The organism is Paenibacillus sp. FSL R7-0179 (assembly GCF_038002265.1).
Classification (GTDB): domain Bacteria; phylum Bacillota; class Bacilli; order Paenibacillales; family Paenibacillaceae; genus Paenibacillus_AQ.
The window spans coordinates 1447495-1463873 of the sequence record NZ_JBBOCC010000001.1 but is presented as its reverse complement, the minus strand read 5'-3'; the positions used below and the strand labels follow the sequence as shown (position 1 = coordinate 1463873).

At 56.4% G+C, this 16379-nt stretch carries 12 protein-coding genes; 5 read left to right on the top strand and 7 right to left on the bottom strand.

Annotation, left to right across the window (positions count from 1 at the left end):
• Positions 1–97 precede the first annotated feature (97 nt).
• The 4 genes from MKX63_RS06470 to MKX63_RS06455 all read left to right on the top strand — a co-directional run bounded on the left by MKX63_RS06470 (position 98) and on the right by MKX63_RS06455 (position 5640).
• Positions 98–3214 (top strand): ATP-binding protein, encoded by a 3117-nt coding sequence (locus tag MKX63_RS06470; RefSeq protein WP_341016027.1) that lies wholly within the window; start codon positions 98–100, stop codon positions 3212–3214.
• Between the two features lie 2 nt (positions 3215–3216).
• The gene (locus tag MKX63_RS06465; RefSeq protein ID WP_341016025.1) at positions 3217–4335 is read left to right on the top strand and encodes a response regulator; all 1119 of its coding nucleotides are present in this window, start codon (positions 3217–3219) and stop codon (positions 4333–4335) included.
• A gap of 82 nt (positions 4336–4417) precedes the next feature.
• A complete protein-coding gene (locus MKX63_RS06460; RefSeq protein WP_341016024.1) occupies positions 4418–4615 on the top strand; it encodes a hypothetical protein in 198 nt (65 codons plus the stop codon).
• Between the two features lie 350 nt (positions 4616–4965).
• The gene (locus MKX63_RS06455; protein ID WP_341016023.1) at positions 4966–5640 is read left to right on the top strand and encodes a hypothetical protein; all 675 of its coding nucleotides are present in this window, start codon (positions 4966–4968) and stop codon (positions 5638–5640) included.
• Between the two features lie 213 nt (positions 5641–5853).
• Here MKX63_RS06455 and MKX63_RS06450 read toward each other — a convergent pair whose 3' ends face one another.
• Genes MKX63_RS06450 through MKX63_RS06435 form a run of 4 tightly spaced genes read right to left on the bottom strand, consistent with a single transcriptional unit; the run spans position 5854 to position 10233 of the window.
• Positions 5854–6090, bottom strand: a complete 237-nt coding sequence (locus tag MKX63_RS06450; protein ID WP_341016022.1) for a hypothetical protein — start codon at positions 6088–6090, stop codon at positions 5854–5856.
• Between the two features lies 1 nt (position 6091).
• Positions 6092–7519 carry a dihydropyrimidinase gene (gene hydA, locus MKX63_RS06445; RefSeq protein WP_341016020.1) on the bottom strand — a complete coding sequence of 476 codons (1428 nt, stop codon included), beginning with the start codon at positions 7517–7519 and terminating at the stop codon, positions 6092–6094.
• A gap of 1 nt (position 7520) precedes the next feature.
• A complete protein-coding gene (gene preA, locus MKX63_RS06440; RefSeq protein WP_341016019.1) occupies positions 7521–8810 on the bottom strand; it encodes an NAD-dependent dihydropyrimidine dehydrogenase subunit PreA in 1290 nt (429 codons plus the stop codon).
• A 31-nt stretch (positions 8811–8841) separates the two neighbouring features.
• On the bottom strand, positions 8842–10233 hold the full coding sequence (locus tag MKX63_RS06435) for an NAD(P)-dependent oxidoreductase (RefSeq protein WP_341016017.1): 1392 nt from the start codon (positions 10231–10233) through the stop codon (positions 8842–8844).
• A gap of 304 nt (positions 10234–10537) precedes the next feature.
• On the opposite strand from MKX63_RS06435, the gene MKX63_RS06430 reads away from it, so the two are divergent.
• Entirely contained in the window at positions 10538–12226 is a 1689-nt protein-coding gene (locus MKX63_RS06430) for a PucR family transcriptional regulator (RefSeq protein WP_341016015.1), read from the top strand.
• Here the strand turns inward: MKX63_RS06430 and MKX63_RS06425 are convergent.
• The 3 genes from MKX63_RS06425 to MKX63_RS06415 all read right to left on the bottom strand — a co-directional run bounded on the left by MKX63_RS06425 (position 12192) and on the right by MKX63_RS06415 (position 16262).
• Positions 12192–13559 (bottom strand): aspartate aminotransferase family protein, encoded by a 1368-nt coding sequence (locus MKX63_RS06425; RefSeq protein WP_341016013.1) that lies wholly within the window; start codon positions 13557–13559, stop codon positions 12192–12194. The genes MKX63_RS06430 and MKX63_RS06425 overlap by 35 nt on opposite strands.
• Before the next feature lie 30 nt (positions 13560–13589).
• On the bottom strand, positions 13590–15053 hold the full coding sequence (locus MKX63_RS06420) for a CoA-acylating methylmalonate-semialdehyde dehydrogenase (protein WP_341016011.1): 1464 nt from the start codon (positions 15051–15053) through the stop codon (positions 13590–13592).
• Positions 15054–15152: 99 nt separating this feature from the next.
• The gene (locus MKX63_RS06415) at positions 15153–16262 is read right to left on the bottom strand and encodes an ABC transporter substrate-binding protein (RefSeq protein WP_341016009.1); all 1110 of its coding nucleotides are present in this window, start codon (positions 16260–16262) and stop codon (positions 15153–15155) included.
• Positions 16263–16379 lie beyond the last annotated feature (117 nt).

Sequence of the window (16379 nt, the reverse complement as noted above, 5' to 3'; positions counted from 1 at the left end):
TCCTCAGGGTACGATATGAAATTCAATTATACAACACTTCCGGCGGGAAGTAGAAGGAAGCTGGACAAGCGCAAGCTGCCGGAGATATGATGAAATCATGAGAACATTTGATTATAATCTGCTGGCCAAAAGAATGCTCGCCCTGTTATGCATAGGCCTGCTCATCGCAGTGGTGTTGATTCCCCTGCTCAGCCCCTCATCTAACTGCAACAGCCCACGGTCAGGTTGGGCCGATTTGTCCACCTGCACCTTCGATAATTCTGCCGTCTACCCGCTTGAAGGGGAATGGGAATTCTATTGGCAGGAGCTGCTGAAACCGCAGGATACCTTATCCGGAACAGCAGAGGCACCGGCCTATATGCCTGTGCCGGGCGCATGGGGCCGGGGATCGGAGGCTACCGGCTTCTCCCGCTACGGATATGCAACCTACCGTCTGCTGGTTCAGCTGCCGCCGGAGGTTCCTGCCTTCGCCCTCAAGGTGAGCAATATCCGCAATGCCAGCGAGGTATATGTGAATGGTGAGCGGCTGGGCGGAAGCGGAACACCGGGGAAAGCCCGGGAGACTACCACGCCGCGCAACCAACCGTATTCCCTGACTTTTCACAGCAGGGATAACCTGGCGGAGATTCTGATACATACATCCAATTTCACCTATTCAAACGGAGGCATTGCCGAATCTATCCGGATTGGCACTCCCGCTGCTATAGCTGCCATCGATCAGCGGAAACGGACCTACGACACTTTGCTGGTGGCAGGCTTTGCTTTTATCGGCTGCTATTTCATCGGCCAGGGCTTGCAGCGCAAAGAGGACAAGTCTTCGCTCCAGTTGGCCGTCTACTGCTTCGTGATCGCTCTCTATATGCTGACTCACAGTGAGAAGCTGCTCTTCGAGTACCTTCCATCCCTCTCCTATGAAGGATTCAGCAAGCTGCAGGCGGTGTCGGGTGTAATCGGATTCTATTGCGTGTCCAGCTATACTTATTCCTTATTTCCCGCACTCTATTCCCGGCTCTTCAAACGGATCTGCTTCGTATATGCCTTGAGCTTCTGCACCATTGTACTGTTCACCACACTGCCTGTATATTCGCGGATTACCGGGGTGCTGCTGGCCTTCAGCTTCATCTCTGTCTGCTATACCTTCTATGTCATGGTAAAAGCCGCCTGGCGGAGGGAAAGCGGCTCTAACTATCTGCTGATCGGTGTGATTGCCGCAGTCATGTTCACCTTGTCTTTAGTCAGCAATCTGTTCTTCGGTACTGAACTCTATGCCACTGCGCCGGTAGCCGGTCCGATCTTCATTCTTGCCGAGGGACTGTTCCTGTCTGCGCGCCATGCCCATGCCTATGAGACCATTAAGCAGCTGTCCCGGCAGCTGGAGCGCAAGGACAGGGACAAGGACGAGTTCCTGCTGAAGACCTCCGCCGAGCTGCGTACGCCGCTGAATGCCATCATTAACGTAGCGCTATCCATGCATGAGGGAGCCGGAGGACCGCTAAGCCCCTCCCAGCGGGAGGATATACGGCTGATTCTCGGTACTGGCAGAAGGCTGGCCTTCCTGGTCAGGGATATTCTTGATTACGAGCAGATCAAGCGCCAGCGCATTAGCCTGCAATGGGGGACCGTCGATATCCAGGGTGTGGCTTCCATTGTCATTGAGGTCTTCCAGTTCCTGAACAAAAAAGGCAGCATCCGCATCAAAAATCATATCCCGCCGGGCCGTTTCCTGGTCCAGGCCGATGAACAGCGGCTGATGCAGATCCTCTATAGCCTGCTGGATAATGCACTGAAATTCACGGACCGCGGCAGCGTGGTCATTGAGGCCATCTGGCAGGAGGAGTTCCTCTCCATTGCTGTAACCGATACCGGAAAGGGCATTCCCGAGGATCAGCTGGAGTATATCTTCCGCGACTATGAGCAGATCAGCGAGGCCGATTCCCTTGAGACCGGCGGCCTCGGGCTGAGCCTTGCGATTAGCCGTAAGCTGGTAGAGCTGCATGGCGGGAGCATCTCCGTCTCTTCCCGGGTTGGCCGGGGCAGCACATTCTCCTTCACACTTCCGGGCACCCAGGCGGAAGCTGCCGCTGCCGCCCAAGCAGAGCAGACACTCCCGCGGCCAGAGTACACCCAGCCAGAGATGCTGGATGACCTCTGGAAATACCGGTCGGCTGATCCGCCGCAGTCCAGCGGACAAGCTGCGCCCTATGCGCCGCGTATCCTGATCGTGGATGACGATTATGCGAGCCTCAAGGCACTGACCAACCTGCTGTCGCTGGAGAATTACAATATCACAAGCCGCAGCAGCGGCAAGGAGGCACTGGCCCTGCTGGCTGAAGACCGGAATTTCGATCTCTGCATGATCGATGTCATGATGCCCGGAATGTCGGGCCTTGCGCTGTGCAGGATCATCCGCCAGACCTATACCCCGCTGGACCTGCCGATCCTGATGGCCACGGCCGGGCAGCAGCTTCACTTCAATGAGGCGGCGTTCCGCGCCGGAGCCAATGATTTTATCCATAAGCCTTATATCTGGAGCGATCTGAAGGGACGGGTCAACACGCTGGTTCAACTACGGCGATCTGTCTCCGAGCGGCTCAGCTCGGAGATCGCCATGCTGCGTGCACAGATCAAGCCGCATTTTCTGTACAACGCCATTAATACAATTATCTGGATGAGTACGCGTGACACCGAGAAGACACAACAGCTGCTATACGATCTGAGCCATTTCCTGCGCGGCAGCTTCGACTTCAGCAACCAGGAGACTGCCATTCCGTTCGAGAAGGAGCTGGAGCTGATCGAAGCCTATCTGTCGCTGGAGCAGGCCCGGTTCGGGAAGCGGCTGAATGCCGAGTATCATATTGAGGTCAGTGAATTCCCGCTGCCGCCGCTGATTGTGCAGCCCATCGTGGAGAACGCCGTCCGTCACGGACTGATGGAGAAGATCGACGGAGGAACGGTAATCATCTCCACCCGGCAGGAGGGGGATGATATCCTGATCACCGTCTCGGACAACGGGAAGGGAATGAGCGATGAACAGCTAGCCTCATGGATGAAGGATGATTACCGTTCTCCGCATGGCGAAGGCACCGGAATCGGCCTGCGGAACATTAACCGCCGGCTGCTCACACAGTTCGGACGTCCGCTGATTCTTACACGGGGAGCCAGCGGAGGTATAGATGTACTGATTACAATCCCATGGAAGGAAGAGGTCTTCTGAGTATGAGCATCTCTGTAATGGTAATTGATGACGAATGGCCGGCACTGGATCACATGAAGGAGCTGCTGCTCCAGTGTGAAGGAATATCCTCTGTCCTGACCTACGATAACCCGCGTGAAGCCCTCACTGCTGCTTCCGAGCTGAAGCCGGATGTTCTATTCTTGGACATCCAGATGCCGGAGCTGTCCGGTCTCACTTTTGCCGAGAAGCTGTTGCCCTTCTCTCCGGACACAGACATCGTATTCGTAACCGCCTACCGCAATTATGCTGTCGAAGCCTTCGACCTGTCTGCAATGGATTATCTGCTCAAGCCTGTTGATCCTTCGCGGCTGCGGAAGACCTGGAATAAGCTGCTCAGTAAGCGCCTATCGCCGGAGGCTGCCGGGGCAACCGCCGCAACCGGGAAGGCAACCTCGTTCCGGCTGCTGGGGGATTATGAGCTAATCAGCCCTCTGGGCCTGGTGAAGTGGAGGACACATAAGGCACAGGAATTATTTGCTTATCTGTGGATTCACAGGCAGGGCAGCGTCAGCTTGATTCTCAATGACGTGTTCCCGCAGTGGAACTACGAGAAGGGCAAGCAATATCTGCATACTACGGTCTACCAGATCCGCACCACCTTGAAGAAAGCCGCGCTGGAGGACAAGATTGAGCTGACCTTCGGCAGGGAGAATTACAGGCTTGAGTCGGGGGGAATTGAGGGAGACATTGAGAAATTCCAGGAAGCTGCCGCCCTTGCGCTGCAAACTAGCAGGCTTGAGGACATGCAGCAGGCCGCCGTCCTGTACACCGGTGACCTGCTCCAGTCGCTGGACAGCCTCTGGGTATATTCCGCCCGTGACAAATACCGCCGCCTGTACCTCAAGCTGCTGGAGCAGCTTACTATGGGATTGATGGAGGCTGAACGGCCTAACGAGGCCGAAGATTACGCCGTGCGCCTGACGGAGCTGGAGCCACTGGAGGAGAGCTACGCCCTGCGGCTGATCGCCATCTATTACGAAACCGCCAAGCCCCTGCGCGCCCAGCGCAAATTCGCCCAGTTCAGTGAGTCCTACATCGCAGAGACCGGCGACGCCTTGCCGGACTGGTTCGTTGATGAATACCAGCGGCTGGGTAAATAGCCCGGGGCATTTCCAGGGGGAAATTGGATTGTGTTATACTATTTTAAAATAAATCTCAATATCCAAGTGAGGTGCTATCCTAATGCTGCCCCAAAGAGAAGAATTGCAACGGTTACTAAAAAAAGCCAACCAGCATGCAGTCGCAGAAGCCAAGAAGGCCGGAGCTTCCATCTATTATATAAAAAACGGGAAACGAATTCGTGAAGATGCCACTGGACAAAAATTCGAAATCACTTATGATGTAGCTGGTAACCGGACTGAGCTTGTTAGTCATGACTAAATCTAAATCTGTAATGACGGTTTTTGCCGGAACTAATGGAGCTGGAAAAAGCACAATCAGCTTCCAGTTAAGGGACTACGTTGGAACCATTATCGATCCTGACCAGATTGCCAAAAGGATTGGTTGTGATGGAGATTCAGAACTCGCGAATCAGCTTTTGCAGAGATGAGGTTCCTGCATGGGCTAGAGGAGCTTTAGAATTTTTTATATAATACAAGCATTTTTTCGATATTTTACGCCATGGTTCGACGTTTATCAGTGTTTTATCAGTGACAATTGTTACCATTGTTCATATACAAGATCATTCGTGCATAGGGATGCATCATTATGATGGCAATGGGGGATGTAACATGAAGAAGAGAAATAGATTCAAGCAGGCAATCAGAGGAATGAAGGTACTGCCGCTTATGATGTCCATGATTCGTGAGGCTGCAGCGGATAACACCGCACCTGCGATGTCTGTTGAGGTTACCACTGACAAAGAGGTTTATACTCCAGGGGAAGAGGTTACCGTGCTGGTGCATTTAAAAGACTTCGCGCCAAATGACCGCGGCTACAGCTATCTTAACTTCATTGTCCAATATGACAGCCAGGTATTCGACAACCTTGAATATACGCAGCACTCGGTCTACGCAGAAGGGAATTATACGGCTGGAAGCGAAGTCGATAACCTGTTCCAGTTCAATTTCCAGAGTCCTGTGGATGGCAGTATCTATCTCGGGAAAAACACAAGCATGCGCGGCATCGATATTCAGGTCGAAGCAAGCAGCGGACAGCAGACGATTCCGGCGGTAGAGCAGACGCTGGTCACCTTCAAGCTGCGGGTCAAGGAACTTACACTTGCCTCCTCCTCAACAATCAGCCTGGCCAATGAATTCACCAGAATCCGCACCTCCGAAGCCGCGAGCAGCTTCTATCTCTACTCGCCCGATGTCACAGCGAACTCTCCGGCAAGGGTCGAAATTACCCAATCCCCGTCCGTCTCTGTCTTCTCTCCACAGGAGTCCGTTAACCGTCTGACGTAGCAGCGCATCCTGCAACAGCGGCAGCTCCTTTTACATACATATCCCTTACATAATTGGCTGCCGTCTATAATTCTTGTACTTATGAAGCGTCCGGCTTCAAAAAGGAAGGCACCCTCCGCGATTGTATACGGACGGAGGGTGGATTTGAATCGCTGACAATCATGTCGATCCTTCGTCAGGAATATAAGGGGGATTAATCACTGTAACGCGTGTTCACCTATGAATCTCAGCAGCAGTCTGTCTGGTTCGGCTAACAAGCAGCGTCGTCACATGCTTGCGCGCGTCCGCTGTGAGCAGCAGCAGCTCCACCGGCCCGCCGGCCGGCTCACTGCGGATGAACGTAACCCTGGCACCGTCCAGATCCTCGTAGATCCCGGCAACGGTATAACCTAGCCCGATGAGATTGTCGATTTCCTGCCGTTCCCGGTCGAACTCTGCAAATGCTGACATCTCAGACCACTCCTCCGCTGATTTCTGCCTGTGCCGGATGGGGAGCTTCGGCCTCGAAGCGCTTGCGGTGCAGGTATTTCCCCTGTCCTGCGGCACCGACGAATATCTTGTCCTTGATGACAAACTCGCCCCGGCTCAGCACGGAGACCGGCTCGCCCTTGACCGTAAGCCCCTCGAACGCATTGTAGTCCACATTCATATGATGGGTCTCTGCCGACAGCGTCCGCTCCACTGCCGGGTCGAAGATCACAATATCGGCATCGCTGCCCACGGCAATCGTGCCCTTCTGCGGGAACAAGCCGAACAGCTTGGCGCTTGAGGTGGCGATGATATCCACGAATTTGTTCAGTGTGATCCGGCCCTTCTGCACCCCTTCGGAGTAGAGGACACTGAACCGGTCCTCGATGGTGGGTCCACCGTTCGGGATCTTCGAGAAATCGCCCCGGCCCAGCTCCTTCTGCCCCTTGAAGTTGAACGAGCACTGGTCAGAGCCAATGGTCTGCAGCGTCCCGCTCCAGAGGGCATCCCAGAGTACATCCTGGTTCCACTGTTCGCGCAGCGGAGGAGACCAGACATACTTGGCGCCTTCGAAATCCGGCTTCGCCAGCGCCGACTGATCGAGCACCAGATACTGCGGACAGGTCTCGCCGTAGACACGAAGCCCTTTCTTGCGGGCTTCGGCAATCTTCCAGGCCGCCTCGGCGCAGGTGACATGCACCACATAGAGCTGTGAATCCGTCAGCCCGGTCAAATAAGCTGCCCGGCCAGTCGCCTCACCCTCCAGTTCAGGGGGACGGGTCAGCGCATGATAGAGCGGATCGGTATTGCCTGCGGCCAGCGCCTGATCCACCAGATATTCGATAACATCGCCGTTCTCGGCATGCACCATGACCAGCGCCCCTTCGCGCTTCGCCGCCTGAAGCGTCTTATACAGAACTCCGTCGTCGGCCTGGAAGGTGTTCTTGTAGGCCATGAACACCTTCAGCGAGGTGATGCCCTCCTGCTCAATAATCTGCGGCAGCTCGCTGAGCACATTGTCATTCAGCTCTGACACCATCAGGTGGAAGCTGTAGTCAATGACCGCTTTATCCTGCGATTTGTGATGCCAGGTATCTACGGCCTGCTGGAGCGGCTGCCCCTTCGTGGTCAGGCAGAAATCGATCACCGTGGTGGTTCCGCCGTAAGCAGCGGCAATCGTACCGGTCTCGAAGTCATCGGCGGTAACCGTACCGCCGAAGGGCATATCCAGATGGGTATGGGGATCAATCCCTCCCGGAAAGACATAACAGCCGGAAGCATCAATGATCTCCGCTCCCGGCGCTTCCAGATTCAGGCCGATGCCGCTGATGATTCCGTCCTCAATCAGGACATCTCCCGTATACGTATCCGCCGCTGTAACGATAATTCCGTGCTTGATGATCTTCTTCATCTTAACCCACCTCCGCTTCCGAATAAGCACCGTTGACCCCGCTGATGATCCGGCTCCGCTGATTCCAGCTCATCGGGGCCGCTCCGCTGTCCAGTGCTATCATATCAATGGCTCCCTCTGCCGGGCAGACAATCGAACACAGATTGCAGCCTACACAATCCTCCTCACGCACTTGCAGAATCGCCTTACCCTCCGCATTCGTCAGCATATCGATGCATTGATGAGAGGCGTCTTCGCAGGCAATATGGCATTTATTGCAGTTGATGCAGTTCTCCTCGTTAATCCGCGCAACGACTTGATAATTAAGATCAAGATCGCCCCAGTTGGTATATCTGGGCACCGACTTGCCAATCAGCTCGGTTACCGAAGCCAGTCCCTTCTCGTCCAGGTAATGGTTCAGACCGTCGATCATCTCCTCCACAATCCTGAAGCCATGATGCATAACCGCTGTGCAGACCTGAATTCCGGTTGAGCCCATCAGCATGAATTCGACGACATCCTGCCAGGTGGAGATGCCGCCAATGCCGGAGATCGGCACGCCGACTTCACGGTCCCGGGCACATTCCGCCACCATGCTAAGAGCAATCGGCTTGACAGCCGGGCCGCAATAACCGCCGTGTGCTCCCTGGCCGCCGACATTTGGAATCGTATTCCAGCTGTGGATGTCTACCCCGGCCAGACTGTTGATCGTATTGATCAGGCTGATTGCATCCGCTCCGCCCTTGACGGCATGCCGGGCCACCACGGTAATGTCAGTGATGTTCGGTGTCAGCTTCACAATGACAGGGGTGGTCGCTACCTCCTTGACCCAGGCGGTCTGCGCCTGTACCAGATCAGGCTGCTGGCCCGAAGCCGCGCCCATCCCGCGTTCAGCCATGCCGTGCGGACAGCCGAAATTCAGCTCCAGCCCGTCTACGCCGATGGCCTCCACGCGCTTCACAATTTCATGCCACTTCTCCCGCTTCGGCTCCACCATCAGGGAAGCAATAATCGTATGCTGCGGGAATCTTCGCTTCGTCTCATAGATTTCCTTCAGGTTAACCTCCAGCGGACGGTCGGTAATCAGCTCAATGTTGTTGAAGCCCGCTACACGCTGTCCGCCAAAATGAACGGCGGCGAACCGGGCCGAGGTGTTGATGACCGGCTCCCCGAGCGTCTTCCACACCGCGCCTCCCCAGCCTGCCTCGAACGCACGCTGCACCTGATAGCCTGTATTGGTAGGCGGCGCAGAGGCCAGCCAGAACGGATTCGGTGACTTGATGCCTGCAAAATCAATACTGAGATCTGCCATTGCCATTCCTCCCCCATCTATGAAATCTGTATTATACGGCAGAGCCGATTGCGCTGTCCTGACGGCCTGACCACTGCTTCACAATTGCATAGGCAGCATCCTTGCCCTGCTGCGCGGCAGAGACCACCATGGCCTCCCCCGTCCCTGCGCCAAAAACAATATCGCCGGCCGCATAAATCTGCGGATCTGAGGTACGGCCGGTCGCGGGATCAATCTCCACTACGCCCCGCGTATGCTTAAGCCCCAGCGCCTCAATAAGGTCCATCCGCCGTTTCTGGCCGATAGCCACCACTACGGCATCCACCGGGAGCAGGAATTCCGAGCCGGCCACTGGCACGGGAGAGGGGCGTCCATCCGGCCCGGCCTCCCCGGTCAGCTCCATCCGCACACATTCGAGTGCCGCAACATTTCCCTCTTCATCCCCTACAATCCGCTTCGGCAAGGTCAGCCAGTTGAATTCCACACCCTCCTGCTTGGCGAACTCATATTCGAAATCATAAGCCGTCATCTCCCCGCGCGTCCGGCGGTAGATCATCTTCACGTTCGCCGCGCCGAGCCGCACCGAGCAGGTAGCCGCATCAATGGCCGTATTGCCTGCACCAATGACAGCGACACGCTGTCCCATCAGCTCCAGGGCAGGAATCCCGGTCTTGGTGGTCTCCACCAGCCCGATCGCATCATAGACACCGGACAGCTTCTCGCCTTCAATCCCCAGCGGAGGGACATAACCCATCCCGGCCGCCAGCACGATGGCATCATAGCCGGCCTTAAGCTCTTCTATGGAAATATCCACTCCCACCTTCATTCCCGTACGGATCTCTACGCCCAGTCTCTCCACCTGCTCCACTTCCCAGAGCGAAATGTCCTGCGGCAGCCGGAAGGAGACAATCCCGTGGGTATCCAGGCCACCGGCCAGCGGCTTCGCCTCATAGATCACCACCTGGAAGCCTTCGCGCGCCAGCTCTCTGGCCGCTGACAGACCTGCCGGTCCGCCGCCGATCACCGCTACTTTTCTGCCGTTAGGCTCACCCGCCCGGAACAGCTGGAGCCCGCTGCGGATCGCCCAATCCGTGGCGTAACGCTGCAGCAGGCCGATCTCAATCGGCGCGGAAGTGCCGTTCAGCACACAGGCTCCCTCGCACAGCTCCTCCGTGGGACATACCCTCGCGCAGCTTGCGCCGACCGGGTTGGCATCCATAATGGTCTGCGCCGACCCTCTGAGATTGTCCGTCGCGATTCTTTTGATGAAGGAAGGGATATTGATGCTGGTCGGACAGGCCTTGATACACGGCGCATCATAACAGTACAGACAGCGGTTGGATTCCTCGATGGCTCCCTTGCGGGTAAGCCCCGGCTCTGCCTCGGCAAAATTACGCATGAACAGCTCAGGTGTCAATGTGCTTAACGGTGAAGATTGCTCCATCGGGTACCCCTCCTTCTGGCCAAAGTAGCTTCCACTCTCGGCTTTGATTTATGTTATATAATATAACATTATTACGATGATCGCCTTAATATTTTGCATACTTGTAAGAATTATTGTAGTAAAATAAACTTCAAGCCGATAAAAGCGCTAATCACACTCCAATTTAAGTTAAGTTTTCTGACATATTATATTCAAACTATAGTCAATCCGCTTTTTCGTTACATTAGACAGATTGTCTAATTTCAAAAGTCACTTTTTTACCTGTGAGAATGGCCTGAGAACGAAGGGAATGAGGGGGAAGCTTATGGACTGGGAACTTGTATTTACGATCCGCGACGCGCTGAAGCGGCCGCTGTTCGCTGAAGCTGAGCTGATCGGGGGAAGAAACGGCCTGAACCGGGCCATCCGCTGGGTGCATGTGCTGGAGAGCGCAAGCCTGGAGAGTCTGATTCACGGGGAAGAGATGATTCTGACCACCGGAATGAGCGCAGGCACAGATCTGGACGCCGCCCTGTCTTTCATGCAGAATCTGATTGATAAGAATGCCGCCTGCCTGTGCATTGAGCTGGGAGCTTACTTCAGTGCCATTCCGCAGGAGATGATCGCTCTTTCGAACCTGCATGATTTTCCGCTGATTCAATTCACCCGCACTGTACGGTTCGTCGACATTACACTCGATCTGCATTCCCTCATCATCAACCGCCACCACCGGATGCTGCAAGAGCTGGAGAGTATTTCCCGCGAATTCCACCGGCTGACCCTAACCTCCCAGGGAACCCTAAAGGTCCTGCAATTGTTATGTAAAAGCACCCGCACACAGATTCTCTATATGCAGCTGCAAGGCAAACCTCTCTTCTTCCCGGCCCTTGCGCCCGAGGAGCAGCGCCCGCTGCTGGACTTCTTCGAGACCTTCAGCGAAGAGATGGAGGGAGCAGTCCCGGAGGCCGCCCCCTATATCCGGGAATACGGCCACAAGACCATCGCCGTAAAGCCCGTTGGAGCCTTAGACCAGACCTGGGCCTATATCCTGATGGTCTGTAATCATAAGCCGCAGGAATTCGACTGCCTGCTGCTCGATTCGGCCTCCTTATCCATCGCACAGGAGCTGCTGCGCACGCGGTACATGGAGGAACGGAAGCTGTTCTCGGAGAATCTGTGGGTGGATGAGCTGGTAGGGGGACGCACTCAGGACGACAACCGGCTCAAGGGACTGGTCGGCCCGGACTTCAACCTGGTCAATGAGCTGCCCTACCGGGTCTGCCTGATCGAGATCGAGAATCCCCGGGATGTCAAATGGAACAGCTCGGAGAATGACTGGGAATCCATCACCTTCCACCTCTCACTCATCCTGCGCTCCATCTTCGAGAAGTACTCCCTCCGGCCGCTGATCACCCTGAAGAACAACCGGCTGACCGTCATTGCGCTGGATATCCAGTCTAAGCTGCCCGGCAAGCTGCGCCTGCAGCAGGCGCTTGATTCCCTGCAGCATATCCGCGCCGATGAGAAGCTGAAGGACCTGCAGCTCGTCATCGGAGTCAGCAAGTCCCACCGGGGCCTGAAGCATGCTCATGCCGGTTACCAGGAAGCCGTACAAGCGCTGTCCCTCTATTCCTGTTACCAGAAGCCGGTCCTCATGTATGAGGAGTTAGGCGTCTTCCAGCTGCTGCTGAGCCTGAACGACGGCAAGACGCTGGAGAATTTCATCCGCAGCTATATCGGCCCGCTGATTGACCACGATGAGGCAAAAGGCAGCGAGCTGCTGCTGACGCTGCGCGTCTACCTCGATCATGACGGGTCGAAGCAGATCGCCGCCCGCAGCCTCTTCATCGTCCGGCAATCCCTCTACTACCGGCTGGACAAAATCACCGAGCTGCTCGGAGAGGACTTCATGCTCCCGGAGAACCGGATCTCCATTCAGGTCGCCCTGCGCGCCTACCAGTTCCTGTACCCGGAGAAATTCACTCTGCCCAGCTCCCGTTCAGCACAGCTGTGAAGGTATCGATGATGAACTGCACATCCTCATCCGTCGAGGATAACGGTGGAGCGAAGGTGAGCACATTATTGAAGCCCGCTACCGTATCGCCGTTCTTGCCGATGATCAGCCCCTTGGCTTTGCAGTCGGCAATAATCCCCTTAACCACACTTAGCTCAGCGGGCTGTTTGGTGGATTTATCCGCCACCAGTTCAATCCCAACGACCAGCCCGAAGCTGCGGATATCGCCAACCAGCTTATGCCCAAGCAGCCCGGCGAACCCGCCTTCCAGCCTGCGGCCCAGAATCCCGGCGCGTTCAACCAATTGTTCCTGCTCCAGAATCTCCAGGTTGCGCAGGGCCAGCGCACAGGCAGCCGGATTGCCGCCGAAGGTGTTCACATGACGGAAATGCCCGTAATCATCGCTGTTATCCTTGAAGGCCTCATAGATCTCCTTGCGTACAGCGGTAGCCGATAACGGCAGATAGCCGCTCGTCAGCCCCTTCGCCATTGTGACAATATCGGGCTTGATTCCGAAATTGTGGTGACCGAACTTGCGGCCGGAACGCCCGAAGCCGCAGATCACCTCGTCGATAATCAGCAGTACGCCGTGGGTACGGCAGATCTCCTGCACCCGGTCCATATAGATCTGATGCGGGACGATCACACCCCCGCCGGTAATGACCGGCTCCATAATCACCGCCGCTACAGACTCTGCACCTTCCCAGACGATCATATCCTCAATCGCCTGCGCACACTGGAGGTTGAACGCCTCTTCGGTCATGCCGGCCGGACGGCGGTAGCTGTCCGGCGGCGCCACATGCAGGAACCCGCCGCCCAGCGGCTCGTACTTGTACTTGCGCTGCGCCTGCCCGGTCGCCGCCAGGGCGCCAAGAGAGCTTCCGTGATAGCCCCGGTAGCGGGCAATGAATTTATGGCGGTCAGGCTGGCCGATCTGCTGCTGGTACTGGCGGGCGATTTTGAAGGCTGCCTCGTTCGCCTCAGAGCCGCTGTTGGAGAAGAAGATGACATACTCATCCTCAAGCCATTCATTCAGCTTCTCAGCCAGCGCGATGGCCGGCATATGGCTCTGTGTCAGCGGGAAATACGGCAGGCTCAGCAGTTGATTGTACGCCGCCTCCGCCAGCTCCTTACGACCATACCCCACATTCACACACCACAGGCCGGACATGCCGTCCAGGAATGTGTTGCCGTCGATATCGGTTACCCATGAGCCACTTGCGGAAGCGGCAATCATCGGCGGATGCTGCTCACTGTAAGGGGTCATATTATGCCACAAATACCGCTGGTCCTTCTTAACCGCCAGCTCGCTTTCTTTACCCAGACTCTGCACGGCACACTCTCCTCCTTGGGTTTCCTTCTTTTAGTAACGCGCGGTAATCATTTTCTTGCGGGTGTAGAACTCCACACCATCACGCCCGTTCGCATGCAGATCTCCATAGAATGATTTCTTGTATCCTGAGAAAGGGAAGAATGCCATCGGCGCAGGCACGCCAAGATTGACACCCAGCATCCCGGCATCGATCTCCTCGCGGAATTCGCGGACCGCCCTGGCGCTGTCCGTATAGATGCACGCTCCGTTGGCGAAGGGCGACTCATTGGTGACCGCTATCGCCTCCGCCAGATTCTTCACCCGCACCACTGACAGCAGCGGCGCAAAAATCTCGTCACGCCAGATCTTCATCCCCGGCTGCACATGATCGAAGATCGTCGGGCCCAGGAAATAGCCGCTGCCCGCAGCTGCAGCATCCTTGCGGCCATCCCGCACCAGCACCGCCTTCTCGGCAAGTCCCGCTTCAATGTAATCGATCGTCCGGTCTTTGTTCGCCTGCCGGATGACCGGGCCGAGGAATACGCCCTCCTCCTTGCCGTTCCCGATCTTCAGCCCGTTCGCAGCCTCTGCAATCCGGCTCACCAGCTCATCGGCAATGTCCTCCTGCACCACCACTACGGCGCAGGCCATGCACCGCTCGCCCGCAGAGCCGAAGGCTGCGGATAAAATATTCTTCACCGCATGGTCCAGATCGGCATCCTTCAGCACAATCGAATGGTTCTTCGCGCCGGCCAGCGCCTGCACCCGCTTACCGTGCGCAGTCCCCTGCTTATAGACATATTCCGCCACCGGCTGGGAGCCGACAAAGGAGACCGCCTTCACCTCCTCATGCGCCAGCAAGCCGTCCACCACCTCATGCGCCCCATGTACCACATTCAGCACCCCCGGCGGGAAGCCCGCTTCTGCGAACAGCTCGGCCAGCCGGTTCACCAGCAGCGGCGTCCGCTCGGAGGGCTTCAGCACGAAGGTATTCCCGCAGGCTACCGCCAGCGGGAACATCCAGCAGGGCACCATCATCGGGAAGTTGAACGGGGCGATGCCACCCACAACTCCCAGGGGATAACGGAACATGCCGGACTCTACACCTGTCGCGATATCCGGCAGCTGGCTGCCCATCATCAGCGTGGGAGCGCCGGCGGCGAATTCCACGCATTCGATGCCGCGCTGCACCTCGCCCAGCGCTTCCTCCAGGCTTTTGCCGTTCTCCAGCGTAATCAGTTCTGCCAGTTCCTTGGTATGCTGCACCAGCAGCTGCTGGTACCGGAAGAAATAGCGGGCCCGGCGCGGGACAGCGACTCTTTTCCACTCGGAAAAGGCTCTCGAAGCTGCCCCCACCGCTGCATCCAGCTCCTCCCGGCTGGAGATCGGCACATAGGCAATCACCTCACCTGTCGCCGGGTTGAACACTTCCTCCTGCCGCCCGGAGGAGGACTCCACCCAAGCTCCATTCACATAGTTCATCACTTTACCGGCCTGCCCCGTAAGCAGTGTCATCGTCTGCACCTCTTTTCCTGTGTTCGTCCGCTACCTAGAAGAGATGACCGCCTTACCAGGCGGCCATCTGCTTCAGCTATGAAAGAATCCTGTTACCTGTTATTTCGCCGCCATCTCGACAATCTCGTTCGTGTAAGCCTCCTCCACCTTGGAAGCCGTCTTAATGACCCCGAATTTCAGCGCGATATCGGCGGTCTGCTGGAAGGCGGCAGCATCCGTATAGCCCAGCCTGGAAGCATCGAAGCCCTCCGGCTGGATCAGCTTGGCAACCTCCGTCATCATCGTCAGCTGATGCTCCCGGGTCGTGCTGCCCGCTTCGGCAAGCTTCATCACACTGTCAACAGCTGCTTCGGGATCAGCAATCGCATCCGCCCAGCCCTTCAGGGAAGCGCGGACGAACTTGGCCGCCGTCTCTTTGTTGCCCTCCAGCCACTCCTTGTTAGCGAACAGATTGTCTTCGAGCATCGCCACACCTTCATCATTCATGTCGATGACACTCAGGTCCTCTGCCTTGATGCCCGACTCCAGCACCACCTGATATTCGTTATAGGTCATGGCCGAGGCCGCATCCAGCTCACCGCCCAGGAACTGGTCCATCGTGAAGCCCTGCTTGGTGAAGTTCAGATCCTTGCCTGAATCCAGCTTGTATTTATCAAACAGCGCCAGAATCTCAAACTCATTGCCGCCCATCCAGTTGCCCACCTTCTTACCCTTCAGCTCAGCCGGTGTAGTGATGCCCGCCTCCTTCTTGGATACCAGCACCAGCCCGCTCTTCTGGAAAATCTGGGCAATCTGCACCAGCGGCATCTCCTGCTCCTGGCTGGTCAGCAGACTCGCCACCCAGTCCACCCCGATATCGGCCGAACCGCCGGCCACCTGCTGCTCAGGCACGATATCCGGCCCGCCGGGCAGAATCTCGACCTTCAAGCCTTCTGCCGCATAATATCCTTTGTCCTGCGCCAGGAAGTACCCGGCGAACTGGGCCTGCGGCACCCATTTGAGCTGCAGCTTCACGGTGACCGGCTCAGCCGCCGGTTCCGTGGTTGCCGCCGCTTCCGGCGAAGCCGTTGCCGCATTCCCCGCAGTTGCTTCTGCTCCGGAGGGGCTGGCGTTGTTGTTGCCGCCGCAGCCCGCAAGCAGCGAGATCAGCATTAGAGCCGCCGCAATCCATAACCCGCCACGAGTTTTGCCCTGTTTACCCTTCATCATAGCAACTCCCCCTACCACTCAAGTTTTTTGTAATAAGACAGACTGACACAGCATGATTTCGCTCTTGTTGCTATATGCATACAGCTTGTGCCTGGCAGCTCTCTATCTCCTGCCAGT